This window comes from Chryseobacterium pennae (assembly GCF_003385515.1).
Classification (GTDB): domain Bacteria; phylum Bacteroidota; class Bacteroidia; order Flavobacteriales; family Weeksellaceae; genus Chryseobacterium; species Chryseobacterium pennae.
Genome location: NZ_QNVT01000008.1, coordinates 20401 through 37176, shown reverse-complemented (window position 1 = coordinate 37176; position 16776 = coordinate 20401). Strand labels below are relative to the sequence as shown.

Below are 16776 nucleotides of genomic sequence, written 5' to 3'. Positions count from 1 at the left end.
TTGTAAAAGTTTAAATGTTTTGATTCACCAAAAGTTCCTGAAGTTTTTTTCTTGCAAAATTGAGCTGGGATTTTGAGGTTCCTTCACTGATAGAAAGCATGGAAGCTATTTCTTTATGCGGATATCCTTCAATCGCAAAAAGATTAAAAATAGCTCTGCAACCTTCAGGAAGAAAGCTCAGCAGGTTCAGAATGTCTTTTTCGAAGGAAAGATGTTCCTCAGATCCTTTTGAAGGTTCCACCAATGTTTCTTCCAGGGAAATAAACAGAGCTTTATCAGTTCTTAATTTCTGAAGGCATTCATTCACCGCAATTTTTTTAGCCCATGCTTCAAAGGTATCGGGGTTCTGGAGTTGGCTGATCTTCGTAAAAATCTTATAGAAGGTATCAGCCAATACTTCTTCTATATCTTCATCGTTTTTCAAATAGCGTCTGCAAACAGAGTACAGCCTGCCCGCCATTTTCTCGTAAATCTGCCGCTGTGCATTGCGGCTGTTACGCTGGCATTCCAATAATAATTCTCGTTCCATAGTCAGGAGTTATATTAGTATAGATGCAGGAACTTTAGCTGGGGTTGGAAACATGATCAACTTTTTTGGAGGTAAAAAGGTAAATTATCTTATTTACGTTCTATTTCTGTATTATTTTTAATTTCAAATTTAACTTTTCCCTTTGTAACAAATCTCTATTATTAACGACTATTAATGTAAATAATCTTTTTATAGTAATGAAAAAAGCCAAAATTGCATCATTACTTTTTGTTTTGTCTGCAGGAAGTATGATGTTTGCCCAAGATGACTTAATCAATAAGTTAAAAAACAACCACTCACAAAATGCTAATTTTCAGTTTACAACGTTAAAAGACGTTGGAGCTACTTCTGTAAAGAACCAGGGTTCGTCAGGAACCTGCTGGAGCTACTCAGGAAACTCTTTCCTTGAATCTGAAATGCAGAGAATGGGCAAAAAACCTGTAGATCTTGCTGAAATCTTTACAGCCAGAAACTCTTATCATGATAAAGCGAAGTTATATGTTTTAAATAACGGTGCGATCAGCTGGGGTGACGGTGGAGAACTTCACGATGTAATCAATATGTACAAAAAGTACGGAGCTGTTCCACAGGATGTTTATTCAGGATTAAAAGCTGGACAGACAACCAACAATTTCAAGGAAATGCAGGGAAAATTAAAGCCGGTTCTTGACAGCCTTGTTCAGGCTTCTTCTAAAGGAAAGCTTACGGACAACTGGATGGATTCTGTAGATACTATTCTTGATGAATATTTAGGAAAAGTACCTGCGAACTTCACGTATGAAGGGAAGAACTACACCCCTAAAACTTTTGCTTCAGAAGTAGTGGGAATCAATGCTGAGGATTATGTAGAATTATCTTCTTACAAAGATTATCCTTACTACCAGAAATTTGTAGTTCCGATTCCTGATAACTGGAGCCACGATTCTGACTGGAATGTTCCGATGAAAGATCTTACAACAATCATCGATAATGCTGTAACAAAAGGATATTCTGTAGGTTGGGCTACTGATGTTTCCGAGCCTTATTTCTCTTATAAAAATGGAGTGGCTTATGTTCCGGACATGGACTTAGGTCAGATTACTGCAGAGAACAAACAGACTTTGTTTACAGAGCCTAAAAAGGATAAGGCCATCACTGAGGATATGCGTCAGAAAGCACTTAACAATCTTTCTACAACGGATGACCACGGTATGCATATCGTAGGATTGGCAAAAGACCAGACCGGTAAGGAATATTATATGGTGAAGAACTCTTGGGGAGTAACGAATGACTTCGCAGGATATCTTTATGTAACAAGACCTTATGTTGAATATAAATCGACTGCTATTTTGGTTCACAAAAAAGCGATTCCAAAGAATATCTTAAAGCAGTTGAAACCTACTAAAAACATTGGTTTATAAGAAATCACTTCTGTCATTTTGATATGACGGTTTTAGATATTTAAATCTGTTAAAAAACGCGCTCCCATCATGATGGGAGCGCGTTTATCTTTTATCTATCTAAGGATTATTTTTCAGTTATATGACGATAATAATCTACCAATGAATATATTTTAGGTTGAGAACCTGCTTTATAATCAATGACCAGCCATTTATCTTCAGATTTATTTTTATCAAATACATAATTTTCTTTGGGAAAACCGATGATTCTATAACCTGTATAAATGGTTGCAGGCGCAGCTTCAAATATTTCTGCTGAATAATAATTAGCATCATCAGCAATGGTATAGAAATTATCTTCCCCCTGTCTTTTTTTAATTTCGTCTATCTCCTCTTCATCAGGTCCCAGCAGTAATATCGTCGATTTTGTAATAACAGTATCTGCCTTTGTTTTCTGATGCTGATCCGACGTTTGCTCAGCAGGTTTATTTTCTCCTTTTGTACATGAGTATATACTCATTAGCACTGCAAAAGAGAATATTCCTACCCATTTAACGGCTTTCATTTTTAATATCATAATTTCAATTTTTCTTTATCTTTACTTCTCTTTCCTGATCAGGGTTCATAAAATCATACAGGACAATCTTTTTGCCTTCTCTTTTCAATCTGAAAAAATGATCTTCACAGACATTTTCATCTCCGGCATATCTCAGTTCTGCTTCATCTTTATTACCTTTGATGCTATAAGTTCCTATACAAAGAAGAGTATTTCCATCAACGGTAACTTCATTTTTAGATATGGAAATTTCAAAGCAAGTCACTGACTTGAATCCATCAGATCTTTCATCCGGCTTACAATAGCTGTATACTCCTTCCCATTCAGCATAGAGATTGAAAGGAATAGCTTTCTGTTCTGTTACTTCTTTGCGAAGTGAATCCGGGGCTGCTTTTTCCTGTTCAAGAATATGGCTATCCGCAACTTTGGATTCGGATTTTATTGTTTCCTGTTTGCAGGAAAGAAACAGAAACGCTATTGTGGGTAATAAATATTTATATGACACAGTGCTTTTTTAAAGTCCTTATTGTAAGGATAAATAGATTGGCAAAGAAAAGAAAAAATGAAACAACAAATATGAATTTATATTTATCTCACAACTTAAAGAAAAACCTTGCGGTATTCATAAAAAATATTACATTTGTAACCATCAACAAATTATTACCTATGAAAAATTTAAGAAAATTAGCAAAAGTAGAGTTAAAAAAAATTAATGGTGGAAATGCTCCGAACTGTCCTCCGGATACCACTCCTTGTTTATATTTTTCTGACGGACGTGCCCGCTGGAGATGTATTTTAGTGACTGAGGAATGTGATTAATTCATTCTGTATTTCTCACAAAACAAAATCAGTTCAATACTAATCAACACATTACACTATGAAAAATTTAAAAAAATTAGCAAAATCAGAATTAAAGAAAATCAATGGAGGAAATGCTCCTGTCTGCGAGCCTGGGGCAAGACCTTGCCGTTATAAAGCAGAAAATGGACATCCGGCCTACTGGAGCTGTGTAGGAGATGAATACGCATGTTGATTTTATGAAATATAATAAAACCGGCTTTCAGAAGATTCTGAAAGCCGGTTTCTTTAATAAATAGGTGAAATTAAATATAAAATAAAGTGAATTATGATGATTAATATGGATGGTGAACAATCAATTCTCCGCAGGTAAATAAAATATGCTGTTAAAAATTGACAGCGAAGCTTATTAACTATCCACCATACTTATTAAAATAATACGCTCATACTTTCTGCTGTAAAGTCCAGAATTTCTTCTGTATTTCCGTCTTTGATCTTCTTTACCCACTGGTAATCCTGTAAGATAGCACGCCCTACTGCCACAAGGTCAAATTCTTCATTGTCTAACCTTCTTATCAGTTCTGTAAGATCAGTTTTTTCCGTTCCCTGTCCTGCAAATGCATTCAGGAAATCTCCGTTTAGGCCAACAGAACCTACGGTAATCGTTGGTTGCCCTGTAATCTTTTTTGCCCAGCCTGCAAAGTTCAAATCTGATCCATCAAATTCCGGTTCCCAGAAACGGCGTTGTGAGCAATGGAAAATATCTACTCCGGCTTCTTTTAGCGGTAATAGCCAGTCTTCCATTTCGTTGGGAGTAAGGGCTAATTTGGTTTTATAATCCTGCTGCTTCCATTGAGATAGGCGAAGAATTATTGTAAAATCCTCTCCCACTGCCAATCTTATGGCTTTCACCACTTCAATGGCAAATCTGCTTCTTTCCTTTAAGGTCTTACCACCATACTCGTCTGTTCTTGTATTGGTTACTTCCCAGAAAAACTGATCGATAAGATAGCCATGTGCTCCATGAATTTCAAGACAGTCGAAGCCAAGATCTTTCGCTGATTTTGCAGAAGCAGCAAACTGTGCAATAGTATCCTGAATATCTTCAATGGTCATTGTAGATACTTTTTCCATTGGCAATAGCGGATAATCTTCAGACATTCTGGTATCTCCTACATGCCAGATCTGAGGTCCCATTTTACCGCCATTCTGATGTACGGTATCGATTACGTTTTTCCAGCCGTTCAAAGCTTCACTTCCATAAAAATCCGGAATATTCTGCACGTTTTTCGATGCAGGTCTGTTGATAACAGTTCCTTCTGAAAGAATCAGTCCTACTTCTGAAGCGGCTCTTCTTCCATAATAATCAGCTATTTTTTGCGTAGGAACTCCATTGTCAGATTGTGCTCTGGTCATTGGAGCCATTACAATTCTATTTTTAAGCTGTAAATTTTTGTATTGAAACGGTTTAAATAATGATGATGTACTCATATTTAAAATCTTGTTTTATAATTGTTACACAAAGTAACTAATAATAGTTCGTTTTTGTATCTTTCATTAAAAAAATAGTGGTAACTTCGCAGTAACTTACATTAGTAACATTAAAGTAACGTATGAAAAAGAATGAATTAATGCAGTACAGCTGTCCTTTAGGTAAAGCAATGGCTGCTTTGGGAAGCAAATGGAAACCAATTATTGTATTGGTAATTAAAGACCGAAAGTTACGTTTTGGAGAGCTTGCCGTACGTATTAATGTGATCTCGAGAAAAGTATTGACAGACCAGCTTCGTGAAATGGAAACTGATGGTCTGGTGATCCGAGAAGAGTTTAAAGAGCTCCCTCCAAGAGTAGAATATTCACTTACCGAAAAAGGGTTAGCCCTATTGCCTATTCTATATCTGTTGGAAGAATGGGAAGCGAAATATCAGGTGAAAGGACAACATGAAGACAAAGACTGTGCTTTTTTGAATGAAGATATAAAAAATAAAAAGGCTGTCAATGTTTGATATCTTTTTGTTTTAAAATAACTCTGAAAGTCATCTATTAATTTTTAGGCTTACTTTTTATAAATAAAGACAAGATAAAAAATGTAATCAAAAACATAATAAACTGAATAAATAAAACAGGAAATATGTTCGGGTCAGCATATCTGTACGCAAAACTCAAAATTGATACAGGTAATGTTATTAATAAAGCATATAAAGTCCATTCACCATATAAAAGATCACTTCTATAGGCTGAGCAAACCCCTATGGTTCCTATACCAACATATAGTATAGAAATAACCAGAGCTATTTTTCTTGTTTTTAAAAATGATATAATTCCTTCCATTGTTGTTTTGTGAAGATGCTTTCAAAAAGGTTAGTATAGCACGAAAAAGTAAGTATATAGTTTCTCAACTATTTCTGATGCAAATTTGCAGAAAATATTTCATTATGAATTACAAAGAAATAGCAAAAGAAACCATTGGTTACCTGTATAAAGCCCACTCCAGCATCCGAAAGTCTGGTATTGATGAAAAACTGATTGCACTGGCAGAATTACGTGTATCTCAAATCAATGGCTGCGCTTACTGCTGCAGTTATCATGCTAAAGAACTTCTTAATTTTGGCTTTGAACAGGATATCATTAACCGATTACCAGGCTGGAGACATACCAAAGTTTTTGATGTAAAGCAGAAGCTTGTTTTGAGCTGGGCAGAAGCCGTAACTTATAACAATAATGACTGGCAAGAAGCCAGGGAAAAAATATTTCAACATTTTACAGAAAGAGAAATTATTGAACTGACATCGAGTATTACTTTAATGAATACTTTGAATAAGCTGCGCATTACTTTGGCTGAAGGGGATTAAACTGAAAAACAAATTAACAAGAGGTATCAATTATTAATTCAAGGTCAGATTTACAGCATCAAAACAAAAAACCGCTTTCAGATAATGAAAGCGGTTTAATTTATCTTTAATCCTAATTAGAATATCGCAGGATATTTCTGAGGATTGGTTTCATTAAACATAGCGTAGATCTTTTCTACCATATCGTCTGTAGACGGCTTACTGAAATAATCACCATCACTTGCATATGCTGGTCTGTGATCATTTGCAGAGATCGTCAACGGATCTGAATCCAGGTATCTGAAAGCTTTCTGCTTTTCTAAGATCTGCTGTAGGATAAATCCTGTAGTTCCACCTTCAACATCTTCATCGATTACTACTAACCTGTTAGTTTTCTTAACACTTTCAGCAATCTCGTGAGATAAATCGAAAGGAATTAACGACTGGATATCGATCACTTCTGCAGAGATTCCTAATTTTTCTAACTCGTTAGCTGCTTCTGTTACAATTCTCCATGTAGAACCGTAAGTTACCAGAGTAACGTCTTTACCTTCTTTCGTTACTTCAATTTTACCTACAGGAACAGTGAATTCCCCTAAGTTATCTGGTTGCTTTTCTTTTAATCTGTATCCGTTCAGGCATTCTACAATAATCGCAGGTTCGTCCGCCTGAAGCATTGTATTGTAGAATCCGGCAGCTTTAGTAAGGTTTCTTGGTACCAATACTAAAATACCTTTTGAAAGGTTAAGAATTCCCGCCATCGGAGAACCTGAATGCCAGATTCCTTCCAATCTGTGACCTCTAGTTCTGATGATTAGTGGAGCCTTCTGACCACCTTTGGTTCTGTAATGCACTGTTGCCAGATCATCACTCATTCCCTGTAAACAGTAAAGAACATAGTCTAAGTACTGAATTTCAGCAATTGGTCTTAAACCTCTCATTGCCATACCAATTCCCTGTCCAAGAATGGTAGCTTCACGAATTCCTGTATCAGCGATACGTAATGCTCCGTATTTCTCCTGCATCCCTTCCAATCCCTGATTTACGTCACCAATGTTTCCGGTATCTTCACCAAAGATTAGGGTTTCTGGATATTTTTCAAAGATTTTATCAAAATTATTTCTGATCACTACTCTTCCATCAACGTCTTCAGAACTGTCTGAGTAAACAGGCTTAATTTCCTGGATGTTTTCAGCTTTCCATTCAGACTGAGAATATAAGTGAGATGAATAATTGTCTTTTTCAATTTCAGAAACTTCATTGTACTTCTGCATCAATTGATTTCTTTCTGCAGAATTAGTACCTCTTGTAGCCAGTAAAGTTTTTCTTGCTAAATGGAATACATCTTTCTTAGCTTTTGAAACCAATTTATTGAAGTGAGTAAGTGCTGCTTCTACTTCAGCATTCTGACCTTTAATATTTTCTACCAAAGGAACAACAGACTGAATTAATTCTTTGATGGCAGTCTGGTAGCTATCCCAAGCTGTTTTTTGCCCTGCTTTAGCTGTTTTTTTAGCATCTTCATCAATTGCTTCCAATTCTTCAGCAGTTGCAATTACTTCTTCTTTTCCATCAATTTCGATAGAATAGTTCAGAATCCACTCTTTGAATTTCACCAATCCGTCAAACTCAGCTTCCCAGGCTAAACGCTCTTCGTTTTTATATCTTTCGTGAGATCCTGATGTAGAGTGCCCTTGAGGCTGGGTAACATCTACCACATGTACTACTACAGGAACACTTTCTGTTCTCGCAAAATGCTCTGCTTTAGCATAAGCATCCAATAATGCTGCATAATCCCAAGCTTTCACCTGAATGATTTCACAACCTTGATTTTCTCCTTCTTTTCTTTGGAAACCGCTTAGCATTTCACTGATATCAGCTTTTGCTCTCTGGTTTTTGGTAGGAACTGAAATTCCATATCCGTCATCCCAGATTGATACGATCATAGGAACCTGAAGTGCACATGCAGCATTCAGTGTTTCCCAGAAGTGACCTTCAGCGGTAGAAGCATCACCAATTGTTCCGAAAGCAATCTCATTTCCTTCTCTTGAAAACTTCTCAGAACCGTCAAATTTTACGTTTTTATATATAGTAGAAGCTTGAGCCAATCCTAATAGTCTTGGCATTTGTCCTGCTGTAGGTGAAATATCCGAAGAAATATTCTTCTGTGCTGTTAAATCTTTCCAGCTTCCGTCTTCATTTAAACTTCTTGTTGCAAAGTGTCCGTTCATCTGTCTTCCTGCTGAAGCCGGCTCTCTTTCTACGCTTGTATCCGCGTACATCTGCGCAAAGAAACTTTCTGCCGTTAAAGCATTTATTGCCAATGCAAAAGTCTGATCTCTATAATACCCTGAACGGAAGTCTCCATTTCTGAAAACCTTCGCCATTGCAAGCTGAGGAAGTTCCTTACCATCCCCAAAAATTCCGAATTTAGCTTTTCCGGTAAGTACTTCTCTCCTTCCGAGATAAGACATTTCACGAGAAATCCTCCCTAACCTGTAGTCTTCAAGTATCTGATTTTTAAAATCTTGAAAGGATATTTGCTGTGTTTCAATATAGGTTGTTTGCATAGCTAAGTAAAAAAGTTTTTGTTCTTCAAGTATTTCGCTAATATACACTTTTTAAATTAATTTTAATTTTTAATAATCTTTTTTAAAAATTTGATAATAAAAAAAATTGTGCTTTATTTTGAAAAAAATTGTAAAGATGGAAAAAAAATCACCCCATATTCTGAATGCATCGAGCAATCTTCTAGGATTTTCATTGATTATTATTACCTCTCTGAAAATCGCTAAGATCAGTCACAATACATATTTAGACGAATTTGCAGGCTTTGCCTGTATTCTTTTTGCCTGTAGCTGCTTCTTTTCCTTTCTGGCCATCAGAACGGGAAATAAAAAGAGGGAATACACGTTTGAGAGTATTGCGGATTATTTATTTTTAATCGCTTTATTTTGTATAGTTCTAGCTGTTATTATTGTAACTATGAAAATAATTTAATTAATATTATCCTATTAATCGCTTTAAAAACCATTTAAAATTACAGATTAAGCAAGTAAATATTAAAATTAACAAATAAAAAATACTTAAATAAGCAAATAAATCACAAATGAATGAAATATTTGTCTATTTGCCGTCATAGTTGTAATTTTACCCTTGCATATCTCAAAAAAAAAAAACAGATGAAAATTAAATTATTGGCGGTGGTAAATGCTTTGGCATTTCCTATGCTTACAATCGCGCAGGTAGGGATAAACACGAGTAATCCCCAAGCTGCATTCCACGTTGATGCAGCAAAAGATAATCCAACAACCGGAATCCCTTCCGTATTACAGCAGGCCAATGATTTTGTTGTAACAGGAACAGGAAATATGGGCATTGGAACTACTGTACCTACGGACAAACTGGATGTTAGTTCAGGAAATGTCAGAATTCGAAATATTAACTCAAATATTGGGGTAGGAGGAAATGACAGAGTTGTGGTGGCTGATGCAAACGGAGTACTAAAGACCATTAATTTTACAGATTATTCGTTATTTCATGCCCGTCTTACAGCCAGCCAAAATCTTACGACTATTTCTATTACCACATTACTGTTTTCTACTCCATTAGCAACTTCGCCATTTTATTCCTATAATACAAGTACGGGAATTTTAACGTTCAACCAGCCGGGAAACTACCTGATTACCCTGCAAGCCAGTTTCTCAAATGCAGCAGCCGGAACCCAGCTACTTCTGGGAATACGTCCTGTTCCTGATGCCAATTATCTGGGAAGGGGAAGTCATTATAATGCTACAGCAACTTCAGGAACCGTAGGAGAACTCATGAATTATACCACCATGCTGGTCATTCCTGCTGCCGGTTATCAAATCCGTTTTACAGCCGCACCAAATCAAAACTGTACAGTTCTTGCGACAGAAACCGGAAGTACCGGAAGCGGAAATGTAACCAATGTAACAATTCAGAAAATTTAAAAGAAAAAATCGGAATGCTTATAGTATTCCGATTTTTATTATGTTTTATTCTTAAAATTTCCTTTCAATCACATAGCTCAGCATACTATGTAAAGAGCTTCGCACTTCAGAGTCTGGAAATTCATTAAGAATATCTTTGGCTTTTTGCAGGAAGTCTTTCATCACAGTGATCGAGTATTCCAAACCACCGGAATTTTTAACGAACTCAATAAGTTCTTTTACTCTCTTGGGATTGTTATTATAGCGCTTGATGGTATCGAAATAGTATTTTCTGTCCTTTTCATTTGCTATTTTCAGGGTATGAATTAAAGGCAGGGTCATTTTCTGTTCTTTAATATCAATTCCTACCGGCTTACCGATTACATTGGAGCTTAAATAATCAAAAAGGTCATCTTTGATCTGGAAAGCCATTCCTGTATAAGTACCAAAGTCCTGCATTTTCTTGGCCAGCACTTCATCCGTACTGTTAGACAATACTCCAATCTCACAGCAGGCAGCTATTAAAGTGGCTGTTTTCTGACGGATAATTTCGTAATAAACATCTTCTGTAATATCCAGTTTTCTGGCTTTCTCCAATTGAAGAAGCTCACCCTCAGACATTTCTCGGATTGTTCTAGAAATCACTCCTAATAGATCATAATCTTTATGGTCTGTAGATAATAATACTGATTTTGACAGCAGATAATCCCCTACCAAAACAGCAATTTTATTCTTCCATAACGCATTAATAGAAAAGAAATTACGACGCTTAAAACTTTCATCCACCACATCATCATGTACCAAAGTAGCCGTATGAATCAGCTCAATCATGGAGGCTCCACGATAGGTTTTTTCGGTAACATTTCCTACCAGCTTGGCACAAAGAAAGACAAACATAGGACGCATCTGCTTTCCTTTGGTAGTAACAATAAAACGGGTTACTTTATCCAATAAAGCTACTTTACTCTGCATTGATTCATAAAACTTCTGTTCAAAAAGCTTCATTTCATCATTGATCGGTCGTTTAATTTCTTCTACTGTATTTGCCAAAATCTGCGAATGCTGGGTGAATAATCATTAATTCTCACAAAGATAATTTTTTTCGCTCAATTTTAAGCGAAAATTAATCTCTGAGTTGGTCTTTTGGGATAAAATAAAGAGAAGGCTTGGTCTTTCCCAATGGAGATTTAAATTTTTCTCCTGAAATAGAAATCCCTGTTTCGTCTACTGCGATCCCTTCAATCTGCCCCACAGATAAAGCACTTCCTAAATAATAGTGTTTCGGACTTTCCTTAAAAAATATTCCCGGTTCAGTTTCTGTAAAAACATCCAAAAACACTTCTGTTTTCTTACTGTACCCTACCAAATAAAGCTTTTTATCAAAATAGGCAGCATCGGTTACCATAAAATTGGTTTTATAGCTTTCTGTCTTTACAGCATCCTGTTTTTCATTTTTTTCAGGATCAATGACATAATGGACTGTTGATTTTGACACCCATTCTTTGGTAAAGACATGAAGCTTTCCATGAGCATACACCATCGCTTCTGCATCAAAATCTGTCTTAAAATAGCTCGATATATAATCAGTCTGCTCAGGATAATGGAATTTAATTTCCTTTACCTGATTATTTTGCAGACTATCTCCCTGAAAAGGAACTTTATAAATGGTAAGATGCCTTCTGCTCCCGTCATTATTCCCGAAATCACCAATATAAAAATGATCACCATCATTTGTAAGCGCTTCCCAATCTGTATTTCTGGCATTTACCTTTAAGGTTTTCACCACTTCTCCTGAGGTTTTATTGATTTCAAACAATTCCGGAGCATTTCCGCTGTCATTAAAAGTGTACAGCTTTCCATTAAAAAAATTCAGTCCGGAAGTCTCCTGGATCTTATTATCCAAATAATTGATTCTATACTTTTTAATTTTCAGGAAATCTGTCTGTTGAGAAAATGCTGTTTGAAAGGCAAGAAAAGCCAATAGCAGAAGTGTTCTTTTCATAAGGACAAAAATAGGATTTTTAGTTTAAATGACGGACTGCTGAATGGAGAGTTTGAGTATGAAAGAATAAATAAAAAAGAGATGAGACGTGAAAATAGAAGTCAAAGCGGTTTTACAAATTAGCTTTATACACCATTTCTTTGAATTTCCACCGTCTCTCCAGAGAATGGGAATGATAGAGGTTATTTGTTATTAATTAAGTGATTATTTATCTGAACCTCTACTCTGCTACTTAACGAAAAAAGAAAAACGAGCCCAAAAGCCCGTCTTTCTATAGATTTCTATTGATAATTAAGCAGATTTCTGCTGCTCCTGATTCTTTACCTGCTCTTTTTGTGTCTGCTTGGCAAAGTATTCTTTCTGATATTGTCTTACTGTTTTTCCAGTTCCGTCATGTCTCCATCCCGGTGAGTTGAAAATATAATTGATCCTGTCGGTAAATTTTAATCCTGGCTGCTTAAGGTCTTTCCAAATTTTTCTCCATTCATAGAAGAGTACTGTATCAGGCCTGTTATCAGGCATTTTTGGATAGATTCCATATTTTACAGGAATATTCGGGTCCTCTTTCTGGAAGGTTCCAAATATTTTATCCCAGATAATGAGACACATTCCCATGTTTTTATCCAGATACTTGATATTACAGGCATGGTGTACACGGTGGTGAGAAGGGGTTACCAGAATATATTCTAAGAATCCCATACTTTTTACCGTCTGTGTGTGCACCCATGTTCCATATACCTGACCAATAGCATAAGCTACCATAATATGCCACGGATTGAACCCTAAGAATGCGAGTGGTGAAAAATATAAATATCTGTAAAGCGGTTGTAAAACCGGGCTTCTGAAACCGGTTGTAAGGTTGAAAAATTCTGAACTATGGTGTGTAATGTGAACTGCCCAGAATGCTCTTGAACGGTGATCCACATAATGCAGGACATAGTAAGCAAAATCTGTGATTATAAAGCAGGCCAGTAAATACCAGATGCTAAGATCCCATGAAAGAAGTTTGTGGTTGTAAAAGAAAAACATTACCCCCATCGCAAACGCCTTCATAATCAGGTCAAGACCAAAGTTCATCAAAGCAAGATAAACATTTGTAGCAAGGTCTTTTCCACTGTATAACTTCGCCTCTGAAACGTGGCTGTAAATCATCTCAGCTAAAATAACAGTGGCGTGCAAAGGAATTGACCACGCATATACATTTTCTAGCCCATTCTCGCTCATAAAATACTCCATCATCACAAAATAATTTTATGCAAAGGTAGGATTTTAGACGATGATTTAAGAAAATTTTAAGATTTTTTCAGGAAAATTTTAATCAGCATTTTTATTGGCTAATTGCCCACAGGCAGCATCAATATCCCCTCCACGGCTTCTTCTTACCATTACAGTTATGCCAGCATTTTCAAGCTGACGGATATAATTTTCTTCAGCCTGCTTGTTACATTGGTCATATTTTCCGTCCCCGATTGGGTTGTATTGAATAAGGTTTACTTTTGAAGGAACCTGCTTACAGTATTTGATTAAAGCTTTGATATCCTCGTCACCGTCATTAATTCCTTTCCATACACAGTATTCGAAAGTGATTACTGAACCCGTTTTCTGATACCAGTACTGAAGTGCCTCCATAATATCCGTTAACGGGAATTTATCAGAGAAAGGCATAATTTCATTACGCTTTGCTTCAATCGCTGAGTGAAGAGAAAGTGCTAATTTCACACGCAATTCATCATCAGCAAGCATTTTGATCATCTTTGGAATTCCTGACGTAGAAACAGTGATTCTTCTTGGAGACATTCCTAATCCTTCCGGCTGGGTAATCTTTCTGATGGCTTCCACTACGTTTTTGTAGTTCATCATTGGTTCTCCCATTCCCATGAATACGATATTGGAAAGCGGTCTGTCAAAATACATTCTGCTTTGGCTGTCAATAAGGGCAACCTGGTCTACAATTTCCGCCACTTCAAGGTTTCTCATCCTTTTCAGTTTTGCAGTAGCACAGAATTCGCAGTTTAATGAGCAGCCTACCTGTGAAGAGACACAGGCTGTTGTTCTTGTTTCTGTTGGAATAAGAACAGATTCTACCAATAATCCATCATGAAGTTTCACTCCGTTTTTGATAGTCCCGTCGGTACTTTTCTGAAGAAGATCTACGGAAACAGGATTAATGGTATATTCTTCTGAAATTTTTTCACGAAGAGATTTCGAAAGATTCGTCATTTCATCAATCGAATGGAGGTTTTTACTCCATAGCCAGTCATAGACCTGTTTCGCACGAAACGGCTTCTCCCCTAAAGATACAAAGTATTCTTTAAGCTGGTCTAGTGATAATATACGGATATCTTTCATAATATTAAAGAGCCAAGTTAAAAGTAAAAAGTTCTAAAGTTTAGTATTGTTAACTATTGTAGCCAAAATGTTTTTCAATTCGTTACTCTCATTCAATAAGTATTTAAATTCTTCAGAATCATAGCCATCTAATTTTTCTAAAACTCGAAGCCAAAAATTACTTTCTCTGGCCTCTCTTAAAGCAATTTTTACTTTATTTTTAAAATCTGCTTTAGAAGATCCGGCTTGTGATTCTTCATAATTAGCACCTATTGAAGTAGCTGATTTTCCAAGTTGAAACCTTATTAATTTACTTTCAGCATCATTTGGAAGTTTTCTTAAAAATTTAAGACAATTAACTCCAAATGTAAAAGTTCTTGTAAGCAAATCATTTTGTCTCATCCCACTTGTATTACTTTTAACTTGGCTCTTTTTACTTTTTATAGAATTAACATTGCGTCACCGTAAGAATAGAACTTGTACTTTTCTTTTACAGCTTCTTCATAAGCCTGCATGATGAAATCTCTTCCAGCAAATGCAGCAATCATCATAATCAATGTAGACTTCGGTGTGTGGAAGTTCGTGATCATTGAATTAGCCACTCCGAAATCGTGAGGTGGATAAATGAATTTATTCGTCCAGCCGTTGAAAGCGGAGATTTTTTTGTTTGAAGAAACAGAAGTTTCCAATGCTCTCATGGTAGTAGTTCCTACTGCACAAACTCTTCTGTGAGATTCTACTGCCTTGTTGATGATATCAGCATTTTTTTCGTCAATGATGATCTCTTCAGATTCCATTTTGTGCTTAGAAAGATCTTCTACCTCAATTGGGTTAAAAGTTCCCAATCCTACGTGAAGTGTAACTTCAGCAAAATCGATTCCTTTAATCTCTAATCTTTTCATTAAATGCTTAGAGAAGTGAAGACCTGCTGTAGGGGCAGCTACTGCTCCTTCTATTTTAGCATAAATCGTCTGATATCTTTCTGCATCTTCCGGTTCTACTGCTCTTTTGATATATTTTGGAAGTGGAGTTTCTCCTAATTCCTTCAATTTCGTTCTGAATTCATCGTAAGAACCATCGAATAAGAATCTTAATGTTCTTCCTCTTGATGTAGTGTTATCAATAACCTCAGCTACCAAAGACTCATCTTCTGTGAAGAATAATTTGTTACCAATTCTGATTTTTCTTGCCGGATCTACCAAAACATCCCAAACTCTTGTTTCCTTATCAAGCTCTCTTAAAAGGAAAACTTCAATTTTAGCACCTGTTTTTTCTTTATTTCCATAAAGACGAGCAGGGAAAACCTTAGTATTGTTGAAGATAAATAAATCTTTCTCATCAAAATAATCCACTACATCTTTGAATAATTTGTGCTCGATAGTTTGTGTTTTTCTATCAAGAACCATTAATCTAGCTTCGTCTCTGTGCTCTGATGGGTGTTCTGCCAATAATTCCGCAGGAAGATCAAAATTAAAATCTGATGTTTTCATTTTTTAAATTACGGTTTAAAAATTATTGAAATTACAAGGTGTAATTTTCGGAGTGCAAATATACGACATTGAATACCCCTTTGTCAAGTATTATTTTCAATCAAATGTAAAACCGTGATTAGATGGGAGTTTTTCTAGTAAAAAAAGTTTATTTTAGTCAAAAATAAAATAGATTAATGGAATCCGTCAACAAAATTCACTTTCTCAACAGTCCTTATCCTAATGGGCATCACCTTACAGCATTTATCTGGAGAGGGAGAATTGACGAAGATGAATCTGTCTGGTTTGATTTTCACTTAAAATCTGAAAATTATTATGCAGAAGAAGAGAATAATGACAACTTCAATGAGAGTGAAAATGAAGATATCTCCAGTTGGGATTCCAAAATAGTATGGGACAATTACCAAGCCTGTACACTGTCATCAATCTATTGGGGTGAAGGAGGCGGAATCAGAATTGATAATCCGGGTGAAAAAATAGATCTGGACAAGGTGATTCAAAATGATCTGTATACCAATGATCTTCCCTCTGAAAATGATTTTGATGAAGATGATCTTGCTTTTGGTATTTATCTGCTTGGCCACGACAGCTGTGCCAATCATAGAATAAAGTTTTCAAAAAAGGAGAACCATTTATATGATATTGAATGGACCGGTAAAATTGCTTTAACTTATTCCGGTGACGATGAGTTTTCCCATGAGTTTACAGCATCTATTAAAAATGCAGAATTTGATGGCTTTCATTATCCTAAAACCTGGTCTGTAGAAAAAGCAACCGAAGTATTTCAATCCAAACTTGCTTATTTTGAAGACTATGAGTTTGTAGATCTTAATCCTAAAAGCAATAAGCGAGAATATAAATTAAATAAAATCAACAAATAACATTAGAACAAATCTAAAAACTATCCAAT

20 protein-coding genes are annotated in these 16776 nt (G+C 35.9%); 8 read left to right on the top strand and 12 right to left on the bottom strand.

Annotation, left to right across the window (positions count from 1 at the left end):
• Positions 1-10 precede the first annotated feature (10 nt).
• A complete protein-coding gene (locus DRF65_RS10045; protein WP_115970624.1) occupies positions 11-529 on the bottom strand; it encodes an RNA polymerase sigma factor in 519 nt (172 codons plus the stop codon).
• Positions 530-726: 197 nt separating this feature from the next.
• Here DRF65_RS10045 and DRF65_RS10040 point away from each other — a divergent pair, with 197 nt between their 5' ends.
• Positions 727-1929, top strand: a complete 1203-nt coding sequence (locus tag DRF65_RS10040) for a C1 family peptidase (RefSeq protein ID WP_115970623.1) — start codon at positions 727-729, stop codon at positions 1927-1929.
• Positions 1930-2035: 106 nt separating this feature from the next.
• On the opposite strand, the gene DRF65_RS10035 is transcribed toward DRF65_RS10040, so the two are convergent.
• Together DRF65_RS10035 and DRF65_RS10030 are read right to left on the bottom strand one after the other, a co-directional pair.
• On the bottom strand, positions 2036-2485 hold the full coding sequence (locus DRF65_RS10035) for a hypothetical protein (protein WP_123947312.1): 450 nt from the start codon (positions 2483-2485) through the stop codon (positions 2036-2038).
• A 4-nt stretch (positions 2486-2489) separates the two neighbouring features.
• A complete protein-coding gene (locus DRF65_RS10030; RefSeq protein WP_115970621.1) occupies positions 2490-2969 on the bottom strand; it encodes a hypothetical protein in 480 nt (159 codons plus the stop codon).
• A 38-nt stretch (positions 2970-3007) separates the two neighbouring features.
• Between DRF65_RS10030 and DRF65_RS10025 the strand changes: the two genes are divergently transcribed.
• The gene (locus tag DRF65_RS10025) at positions 3008-3283 is read left to right on the top strand and encodes a bacteriocin-like protein (protein ID WP_123947311.1); all 276 of its coding nucleotides are present in this window, start codon (positions 3008-3010) and stop codon (positions 3281-3283) included.
• Between the two features lie 58 nt (positions 3284-3341).
• Entirely contained in the window at positions 3342-3497 is a 156-nt protein-coding gene (locus tag DRF65_RS28425) for a bacteriocin-like protein (protein ID WP_165852200.1), read from the top strand.
• A gap of 194 nt (positions 3498-3691) precedes the next feature.
• On the opposite strand, the gene DRF65_RS10020 is transcribed toward DRF65_RS28425, so the two are convergent.
• A complete protein-coding gene (locus DRF65_RS10020) occupies positions 3692-4753 on the bottom strand; it encodes an NADH:flavin oxidoreductase (protein ID WP_115970619.1) in 1062 nt (353 codons plus the stop codon).
• 122 nt (positions 4754-4875) lie between these two features.
• Between DRF65_RS10020 and DRF65_RS10015 the strand changes: the two genes are divergently transcribed.
• Positions 4876-5268, top strand: coding sequence for a winged helix-turn-helix transcriptional regulator (locus tag DRF65_RS10015; protein WP_115970618.1), 393 nt, complete (start codon positions 4876-4878; stop codon positions 5266-5268).
• A gap of 37 nt (positions 5269-5305) precedes the next feature.
• On the opposite strand, the gene DRF65_RS10010 is transcribed toward DRF65_RS10015, so the two are convergent.
• Positions 5306-5593 (bottom strand): hypothetical protein, encoded by a 288-nt coding sequence (locus DRF65_RS10010; protein ID WP_115970617.1) that lies wholly within the window; start codon positions 5591-5593, stop codon positions 5306-5308.
• A gap of 104 nt (positions 5594-5697) precedes the next feature.
• Here DRF65_RS10010 and DRF65_RS10005 point away from each other — a divergent pair, with 104 nt between their 5' ends.
• The gene (locus DRF65_RS10005) at positions 5698-6114 is read left to right on the top strand and encodes a carboxymuconolactone decarboxylase family protein (RefSeq protein WP_115970616.1); all 417 of its coding nucleotides are present in this window, start codon (positions 5698-5700) and stop codon (positions 6112-6114) included.
• Positions 6115-6230: 116 nt separating this feature from the next.
• On the opposite strand, the gene DRF65_RS10000 is transcribed toward DRF65_RS10005, so the two are convergent.
• Positions 6231-8663 (bottom strand): alpha-ketoacid dehydrogenase subunit alpha/beta, encoded by a 2433-nt coding sequence (locus DRF65_RS10000; RefSeq protein ID WP_115970615.1) that lies wholly within the window; start codon positions 8661-8663, stop codon positions 6231-6233.
• A gap of 136 nt (positions 8664-8799) precedes the next feature.
• Here DRF65_RS10000 and DRF65_RS09995 point away from each other — a divergent pair, with 136 nt between their 5' ends.
• Positions 8800-9093: a hypothetical protein gene (locus tag DRF65_RS09995; RefSeq protein WP_115970767.1), complete on the top strand. Its 294-nt coding sequence runs from the start codon at positions 8800-8802 to the stop codon at positions 9091-9093.
• Between the two features lie 182 nt (positions 9094-9275).
• On the top strand, positions 9276-10067 hold the full coding sequence (locus DRF65_RS09990; protein ID WP_115970614.1) for a hypothetical protein: 792 nt from the start codon (positions 9276-9278) through the stop codon (positions 10065-10067).
• Between the two features lie 51 nt (positions 10068-10118).
• Here DRF65_RS09990 and DRF65_RS09985 read toward each other — a convergent pair whose 3' ends face one another.
• The 6 genes from DRF65_RS09985 to queA form a co-directional block, all read right to left on the bottom strand.
• On the bottom strand, positions 10119-11096 hold the full coding sequence (locus DRF65_RS09985; protein WP_115970613.1) for a polyprenyl synthetase family protein: 978 nt from the start codon (positions 11094-11096) through the stop codon (positions 10119-10121).
• 73 nt (positions 11097-11169) lie between these two features.
• Entirely contained in the window at positions 11170-12048 is an 879-nt protein-coding gene (locus tag DRF65_RS09980; RefSeq protein WP_115970612.1) for a hypothetical protein, read from the bottom strand.
• A 291-nt stretch (positions 12049-12339) separates the two neighbouring features.
• Complete coding sequence (locus tag DRF65_RS09975; RefSeq protein WP_394337816.1) at positions 12340-13284, bottom strand: sterol desaturase family protein; 945 nt, start codon at positions 13282-13284, stop codon at positions 12340-12342.
• 78 nt (positions 13285-13362) lie between these two features.
• Positions 13363-14397: a 23S rRNA (adenine(2503)-C(2))-methyltransferase RlmN gene (rlmN, locus tag DRF65_RS09970; RefSeq protein ID WP_115970610.1), complete on the bottom strand. Its 1035-nt coding sequence runs from the start codon at positions 14395-14397 to the stop codon at positions 13363-13365.
• Positions 14398-14430: 33 nt separating this feature from the next.
• Complete coding sequence (locus DRF65_RS09965) at positions 14431-14778, bottom strand: four helix bundle protein (RefSeq protein WP_115970609.1); 348 nt, start codon at positions 14776-14778, stop codon at positions 14431-14433.
• Positions 14779-14816: 38 nt separating this feature from the next.
• Complete coding sequence (queA, locus tag DRF65_RS09960) at positions 14817-15866, bottom strand: tRNA preQ1(34) S-adenosylmethionine ribosyltransferase-isomerase QueA (RefSeq protein ID WP_115970608.1); 1050 nt, start codon at positions 15864-15866, stop codon at positions 14817-14819.
• Positions 15867-16042: 176 nt separating this feature from the next.
• Between queA and DRF65_RS09955 the strand changes: the two genes are divergently transcribed.
• Positions 16043-16747 carry a hypothetical protein gene (locus DRF65_RS09955; protein WP_115970607.1) on the top strand — a complete coding sequence of 235 codons (705 nt, stop codon included), beginning with the start codon at positions 16043-16045 and terminating at the stop codon, positions 16745-16747.
• Positions 16748-16776 lie beyond the last annotated feature (29 nt).

Excerpts from the sequence above, each read along its gene's own strand:
- DRF65_RS09975 (WP_394337816.1), bottom strand. The coding sequence starts at position 13,284 with ATGGAGTATTTTATGAGCGAGAATGGGCTAGAAAATGTATATGCGTGG.
- rlmN (WP_115970610.1), bottom strand. The coding sequence starts at position 14,397 with ATGAAAGATATCCGTATATTATCACTAGACCAGCTTAAAGAATACTTT.
- DRF65_RS10000 (WP_115970615.1), bottom strand. The coding sequence starts at position 8,663 with ATGCAAACAACCTATATTGAAACACAGCAAATATCCTTTCAAGATTTT.
- DRF65_RS10045 (WP_115970624.1), bottom strand. The coding sequence starts at position 529 with ATGGAACGAGAATTATTATTGGAATGCCAGCGTAACAGCCGCAATGCA.
- DRF65_RS10005 (WP_115970616.1), top strand. The coding sequence starts at position 5,698 with ATGAATTACAAAGAAATAGCAAAAGAAACCATTGGTTACCTGTATAAA.
- DRF65_RS09980 (WP_115970612.1), bottom strand. The coding sequence starts at position 12,048 with ATGAAAAGAACACTTCTGCTATTGGCTTTTCTTGCCTTTCAAACAGCA.
- DRF65_RS09995 (WP_115970767.1), top strand. The coding sequence starts at position 8,800 with ATGGAAAAAAAATCACCCCATATTCTGAATGCATCGAGCAATCTTCTA.
- DRF65_RS10020 (WP_115970619.1), bottom strand. The coding sequence starts at position 4,753 with ATGAGTACATCATCATTATTTAAACCGTTTCAATACAAAAATTTACAG.
- DRF65_RS09990 (WP_115970614.1), top strand. The coding sequence starts at position 9,276 with ATGAAAATTAAATTATTGGCGGTGGTAAATGCTTTGGCATTTCCTATG.
- DRF65_RS09965 (WP_115970609.1), bottom strand. The coding sequence starts at position 14,778 with ATGAGACAAAATGATTTGCTTACAAGAACTTTTACATTTGGAGTTAAT.
- DRF65_RS10035 (WP_123947312.1), bottom strand. The coding sequence starts at position 2,485 with ATGATATTAAAAATGAAAGCCGTTAAATGGGTAGGAATATTCTCTTTT.
- DRF65_RS10010 (WP_115970617.1), bottom strand. The coding sequence starts at position 5,593 with ATGGAAGGAATTATATCATTTTTAAAAACAAGAAAAATAGCTCTGGTT.
- DRF65_RS28425 (WP_165852200.1), top strand. The coding sequence starts at position 3,342 with ATGAAAAATTTAAAAAAATTAGCAAAATCAGAATTAAAGAAAATCAAT.
- DRF65_RS09955 (WP_115970607.1), top strand. The coding sequence starts at position 16,043 with ATGGAATCCGTCAACAAAATTCACTTTCTCAACAGTCCTTATCCTAAT.
- DRF65_RS10040 (WP_115970623.1), top strand. The coding sequence starts at position 727 with ATGAAAAAAGCCAAAATTGCATCATTACTTTTTGTTTTGTCTGCAGGA.
- queA (WP_115970608.1), bottom strand. The coding sequence starts at position 15,866 with ATGAAAACATCAGATTTTAATTTTGATCTTCCTGCGGAATTATTGGCA.
- DRF65_RS10015 (WP_115970618.1), top strand. The coding sequence starts at position 4,876 with ATGAAAAAGAATGAATTAATGCAGTACAGCTGTCCTTTAGGTAAAGCA.